Source organism: Luteibacter sp. (assembly GCF_051958795.1).
Lineage (GTDB): Bacteria > Pseudomonadota > Gammaproteobacteria > Xanthomonadales > Rhodanobacteraceae > Luteibacter.
Window position 1 is genome coordinate 1 of the sequence record NZ_JBQCFT010000209.1, and the last position, 5,831, is coordinate 5,831.

A 5,831-nucleotide genomic window follows, 5' to 3' on the forward strand; every position below is an offset into this window, starting at 1 on the left:
CAGTTGCCGAAGCTGAGCACGCCACGCTCGGCACCGCTGATGCGGATCTTCTCGACGGCGTGCTCGGCGGCCGCCTGCGGCTGCGATTCGCGCGGGCCCATGGCGTGGACCAGCTGGCTGGCCACCTGGTCGGCGAAGCGATTGCCCAGCGCGATCTCGGACAGCAGTTCCTCGAGGCGCTTGAACTTGGCTTCGTCGAGGAAACGATCGAGCACCGCCGGCGGGATCGCGTCGAGGCTGAGCCCGCGGGCATCCAGCGCGCGGTCGAGCATGCGGTGGCCGAAGTCGACCGCATCCTCGTGCTGCAGGTGCTTCAGGTACTGGCGGATCGCAGTGCGCGCCTTGCCGGTGACCACCGCTTCCAGCCACGCCGGGTTCGGCACGGCGGACGGCGCGGTGATGATCTCGACCACCTGGCCCGAGATGAGACGGGTGCGCAGCGGCACCAGCTTCTTGTCAACGCGCGCGGCGACCGCATGGTCGCCCACGTCGGTATGCACGGCGTAGGCGAAATCGAGCGCGGTGGCGTTACGCGGCAGCGAGAAGATCGCGCCACGCGGGGTAAACAGGTACACCTCGTCCGGGAACAGGTCGATCTTGACGTTTTCCAGGAACTCGGCGGCCGACGGCGTGCTGGCCTGGCTATCCGCCAGCGCGGAAATCCACTCGCGCGCACGCAGCTGCGCGTTATTGGCCGGGCCCGAATCGGTTTTGTATGCCCAGTGCGCCGCGACGCCGCGCTCCGCCACGGATTCCATCTCCGACGTGCGGATCTGGATCTCGATGGGTGCGCCGAACGGCCCGAGCAGCACGGTATGCAGCGACTGGTAGCCATTGCCCTTGGGAATGGCGATGAAATCCTTGAAGCGCGCATCGACCGGCTTGTACAGGCCGTGGACCGCGCCGAGCGCCATGTAGCAATGCATGGCGGTATCCGTCACCACGCGGAACCCGTACACATCCATGAGCTGCGCAAACGATTTGTGCTCGTTGCGCATCTTCGAATAGATGCTCCACGGGCTCTTGATCCGGCTGACCGCGCGGCCAGGGATCTTGTCGGCGGCGAGGCGGCCTTCCAGGGCCATCTCGATCTTCGCCATGGCCTCGCGACGGTTGCCCAACGCGGCGCGGATGCGCTCGCCGATGATGCGGTGGCGGTCGGGATACAGGGCCTTGAAGCCGAGATCCTGCAGCTCGGCCTTGAACTTGTTCATGCCCAGCCGCTGCGCGATCGGGGCGTAGATCTCCAGCGTTTCACGCGCGATGCGGCGGCGGGACGCCGCGTCCTTCGCCCCGAGCGTGCGCATGTTGTGCAGGCGATCGGAGAGCTTGATCAGGATGACGCGCAGGTCTCGCGCCATCGCGAGCAGCATCTTGCGGAAGCTCTCCGCATCCGCCTCGGCGCGGGTGGAGAAGCGCATCTTGTCGAGCTTGGTGACGCCATCGACCAGTTCGGCAACCGTTTCGCCGAACGCGCCGGCGAGTTCCTCGCGGCTGAGGTGCGTGTCTTCGAGCGTGTCGTGCAGGATCGCCGCGATGATCGTCTCGGCATCGAGGCCAAGCTCCGCGAGCACCTGCGCCACCGCGACCGGGTGGGTGATGTACGGCTCACCGGATTTGCGTGTCTGCCCGTCGTGCGCCAGCGCGCCAACCAGGAAGGCGCGGCGGATGCGCATGACCTGCTCTTTCGGCAGGTACGCGCCCACGCGATCTTCCAGCGCCTGCACATAGGCCGGCACCGGGGTGTCGTCGGAGACGTCGGTCAGTTTTTTGGCGGGGATGACTTCCATGGGAATGCCTCGCGCCCTGGTTCAGGCGACCTGGCCTCCCGCGCGCGGCTGCGAGAGCCGCGCTTCAACAACGTGCGCAGTGAACGGATGAACGCAGGGTCGACAGGGACCCGGCGTCATCAGTCATCTCCACCCTTCGAGAGGTCGTCGTCCACTTCCGTGGCGGCCCACTCGAGGGCTTCGCGCTCGGCACGCTCGCGAGCGGCCTTGTCGATTTCGTCGATCATCTGCTCATTGACGCGGCGATCGGCGATCTCGCGGAGGGCGAGCACGGTCGGCTTGTCGTTGTTCGGATCGAGCGTGGGCTCGGCGCCCTTGGAGAGCTGGCGAGCGCGCTTGGTCGCCATGAGCACGAGCTCAAAGCGGTTGTCGACTACCTCGAGGCAGTCTTCGACAGTAATACGGGCCATTTCAAATCCTTGACAACAAAGACACTTATGACCGTGCAGTTTAGCGGCCCAGCCCGTTGGCTGTCCATCAGGGGGAGGGGTATCATGTCGGGTTCTGGCCAGGAAGGACGGGCGTTAGTGCAAATAATAAAACCAAGCGGTACACTAAAGTATCGCCCCACCCCCAGAGTCACCCCGATGGACCCCAAGATCAACTTCAAGCGGCTGGCCCGCCTCGCGTTCGGCCTGGTGGCCATGACGCTCCTGGCGGCCTGCCATGTGGCCCCGCCGCGTACGGATGACCCGAACGAGAACCTGAACCGCAAGGTTTACGCGTTCAACGACAAGCTCGACAAGGCGGTCATCCGCCCGGTCGCGGTCGGTTACCGTAATGTGACCACCCCGGGCGTCCGCACGGCGGTGAGTGATTTCTATACGAATATCCGCCTGCCGATCACCATCGGTAACCAGCTGCTCCAGGGCCGTCCGGGCCAGGCGGCGGTGACCACGGGCCGGTTCATCGTGAACCTGGGCATCGGCTTCCTGGGCTTCAAGGATCCGGCGAGCATGCTGGGCATGCCGCTGTATGACAGCGACTTCGGCGTGACCCTGGCCCGTTGGGGCGTGCCCGAGGGCGAGTACCTGGTGCTCCCCTTCGTCGGCCCGACGACGGTCCGCGACGTCTGGCGCCTGCCGGTGGATAGCTACTTCTTCGATCCGCTGAGCTATCTGTCGCGCAACCACCATTTCCACGATGGCCAGTACTACGTGCCGTCGGTGCTGTACCTCGTGACCCTGCGCGCCCGTGCGATCGATGCGGAGAGCTTCCTGGCGTCGGCGTACGACCCGTACGTGTTCATGCGTGATGCGTACCGCCAGCGACGCCTGTACCAGATCTACGACGGCAACCCGCCGGCGGATGTGATCGAGCAGATGCAGGGCCTGAACGACACCAAGGATTTCGACCCGGATGAGCTGCTGAAAGAACAGCACACGTGGGAGAAGCAGAACGGGCAGAACCCGGACTGATAATTCAAGAAGGCCGCCTCCGGGCGGCCTTTTTTTGGTTAGTCGTTTGCTTACGCAATCCCCGGTCGTCCCGGTTGACCTGGTCCCAGGAACGAACGGCGAGCTCCTAAGCGCGAAAAAAAACCGCGAACCATGAGCGTTGAGCCCTCGTGCCGATTGCCGAGCATTTACCATCGGCGCCGGCGTCCTCGGAAAACCCGCTCGATGCGGCTACGACCCGTACCAGGGTATCTGGCGCCAGACGACGCCGGAAGTCGAACTCGGAGGATTCCATACTCATGCGTTGTAAGATCATTTTTGGCGCTTGCCTACTTGCTATGAACCTTTCCGTCTCGGCTTCGACGACTGACGAACACCCCGTCAGTGTGCTGTTCATTGGGAACAGCCTGACCTACTACAACGCGATGCCAGCGACTTTCGCACGGATGGTTGAAAGCACGCAGCCGGGCATGCGCCTTTACGTCCGTTCCGTGGCCAGTGATGGCGCGATGCTCGAGGACCACTGGAAGCTTGACTGGACGCGCACGCGACTGGCCGAACGCCATTGGGATTTTGTCGTGTTGCAGGACCAGGGGGCGTTATCGCGCTGGGTGGAAGACGGCAAGTCGCACCAGGCTCCGCCTGCATCCCTTGATGCCTATGTCGACAAATTCGCCCGACTGGCCCGCGACGCTGGCTCGACGGTCGTACTGTACGAAACCGCTCCCACGGGTGCCGATCGCATGCCCTACATTGCCTGGGCGTACACCCAGGCTGCCAATCGTGAACGTGCGATCCTGGCGCCGGCAGGTAGCGTGCTGTATGCGTTGGATGACGACGCGAGGAAAATCATGCTTCCCAAGGGCGGCGGAGGACATCCTTCACCGCGAGGCTCTTGCGTCATCGCCGCGACCCTTGCCTCGGCCATGTTTCGGGCTCCTTCTCAACCCATGCTCGACTCCTGCGCCTCTGGGGACGAGGCGGTCCGCGCCGCGGGCCCATTGATCGACCGTCAACTTGTGAGCATGGGGCAGCCCGGTGGCTACCATGTGCCGGCGGCGCCGCACTTTGATCCACCTCCGTCAGTCACCCCCGGGCAACCGGTGGGGGTGAGCGACACGGCGGGCAGGTGGTACGCGAGGGAGAGCGGTCTCCCCATGAGCTTTGGTGTGCGCCTTTCATTTGGAAAGGCAACCGTTGAGCCAGAGGTGGCGATCGACAACTACGGCGTAAACACCCGGCAAGGCATGCGGATCGATAGCGTGGACCGTGCTCACGGACTGATACGTATCGACTCGCATGGTGATGGGCGTACGTATCGATACACCCTCGCCCGGCACGGCAATACGCTGTCCGGCTACCTTGCCGCATATGTGAACGGGGGAACCACGTATACGCCGGTCTCATTCGTCCACAGGGATGCCGCAGACGGCCACTTCACGCGCCTTGATGACCTGCAAGGTACGTTTGATCGCGAGCGCAAGGAACTAGGCCTCGACGCAGCCTTACTCGGACGCTACAAGGCGCTCAATGCCTGGCTGGGCACTGAGGAGGTGAAACGCGTTGCATGGGCGGATCCAGCGTCGGACGCCTGGTATGCGCTCCTCACCGGCCAGAACTACGCTGATCTCGGCAACGATACCCTGGCCCTCGAGTACTACACGTTCGCGGTGCGGCACTTCCCAAAAAGCTATGACGCATATGGCGCGCGCGGCCAACTATTGGAACGCATGGGGCGTTTTGGTGAGGCTCTCCCGGACCTGACGCGAGCTGCCGCCATGCTTGCCGCGGATCACCGCAGTGACGGCGAGACGGAATACTCGTGGCGGCGCGATCGCGTTCGACAGTCGCTGATGCCGCGCCAGAAGGACTCACCCGTAGCTACGCAATAAGCGCAATGAACGGCGAAGCTACAGCAACGTGCTGTCGCCGGACACGCGGGCCAAGGCTTCAAGGCCCTTCGGTACGGTGGTTGTGGGAGCGCGCTTGCGCGCGATCACCTACAGAGCGGCGAAGCCGTATCGATCAGCGAGCCGCAGCGATCGCGGTCACCGGCAGTTGCGGGCCACTGGTCGTCACCATCGCGCCCATCGTCAACACGCTCAGCAGCACGGCGGCGGCGAAGAAGGTCTTCAGCAGGAAGGTTTCGGCTTTCATGGCAGGTCTCCGTGAGTAGGAAGGTGAGCCCGAGGGCCCTTGCCATGAAGATTGCATCCACCGTGCCAACGTCGAATTTGCCTCGCAAACCGCGCTCTGAAGCCATTTCCTCCTGATTTTGAGATGCGCGCTTTGCTGTCCGCGGACGAAGCCGTGTCCGGCCAGGCGTGTCCGCCCACCGGATCCGAAGCGAAATCCGGCTCTCCCACCATGAACCTCAGTGCGTCCGGGAGGCCTTGGGGCCCACCCTCGAGGCGAGTTACGCACCAGAGAGCGGCCGTAGGCCAATAGGTACATTTGCGCCGGAGGCGCACTCCGGTACGAACGCGGAGGACCTGTCTGAGCAGCGAGGGTGGGCCCCAAGGCCTCTTTCCAGAGACGTCCGAGCGCGAGGCGGCGCTAGCCGCTAAGAACACGCATTCGCGCCAGCGAATGAACCGATTGCGTAGCGCGAGGCCGGAGGCGAGCCCGTCCGGAAGACACAAAA

5 protein-coding genes are annotated in these 5,831 nt (G+C 63.9%); 2 read left to right on the forward strand and 3 right to left on the reverse strand.

What is annotated here, in order from left to right; all coding sequences use genetic code 11:
• On the reverse strand, positions 1-1,790 hold a 1,790-nt coding region (locus ACTHLF_RS10630), incomplete at its 3' end, for a RelA/SpoT family protein (RefSeq protein ID WP_440327262.1).
• Between the two features lie 119 nt (positions 1,791-1,909).
• Complete coding sequence (rpoZ, locus tag ACTHLF_RS10635; protein ID WP_045828432.1) at positions 1,910-2,200, reverse strand: DNA-directed RNA polymerase subunit omega; 291 nt, start codon at positions 2,198-2,200, stop codon at positions 1,910-1,912.
• 177 nt (positions 2,201-2,377) lie between these two features.
• Here rpoZ and ACTHLF_RS10640 point away from each other — a divergent pair, with 177 nt between their 5' ends.
• Together ACTHLF_RS10640 and ACTHLF_RS10645 are read left to right on the forward strand one after the other, a co-directional pair.
• Positions 2,378-3,208: an MlaA family lipoprotein gene (locus tag ACTHLF_RS10640; RefSeq protein ID WP_440327264.1), complete on the forward strand. Its 831-nt coding sequence runs from the start codon at positions 2,378-2,380 to the stop codon at positions 3,206-3,208.
• A gap of 278 nt (positions 3,209-3,486) precedes the next feature.
• Positions 3,487-5,079 carry a hypothetical protein gene (locus tag ACTHLF_RS10645; protein ID WP_440327266.1) on the forward strand — a complete coding sequence of 531 codons (1,593 nt, stop codon included), beginning with the start codon at positions 3,487-3,489 and terminating at the stop codon, positions 5,077-5,079.
• 133 nt (positions 5,080-5,212) lie between these two features.
• On the opposite strand, the gene ACTHLF_RS10650 is transcribed toward ACTHLF_RS10645, so the two are convergent.
• Positions 5,213-5,344 (reverse strand): hypothetical protein, encoded by a 132-nt coding sequence (locus ACTHLF_RS10650; RefSeq protein ID WP_440327267.1) that lies wholly within the window; start codon positions 5,342-5,344, stop codon positions 5,213-5,215.
• Positions 5,345-5,831 lie beyond the last annotated feature (487 nt).

Excerpts from the sequence above, each read along its gene's own strand:
- ACTHLF_RS10640 (WP_440327264.1), top strand. The coding sequence starts at position 2,378 with ATGGACCCCAAGATCAACTTCAAGCGGCTGGCCCGCCTCGCGTTCGGC.
- rpoZ (WP_045828432.1), bottom strand. The coding sequence starts at position 2,200 with ATGGCCCGTATTACTGTCGAAGACTGCCTCGAGGTAGTCGACAACCGC.
- ACTHLF_RS10650 (WP_440327267.1), bottom strand. The coding sequence starts at position 5,344 with ATGAAAGCCGAAACCTTCCTGCTGAAGACCTTCTTCGCCGCCGCCGTG.
- ACTHLF_RS10645 (WP_440327266.1), top strand. The coding sequence starts at position 3,487 with ATGCGTTGTAAGATCATTTTTGGCGCTTGCCTACTTGCTATGAACCTT.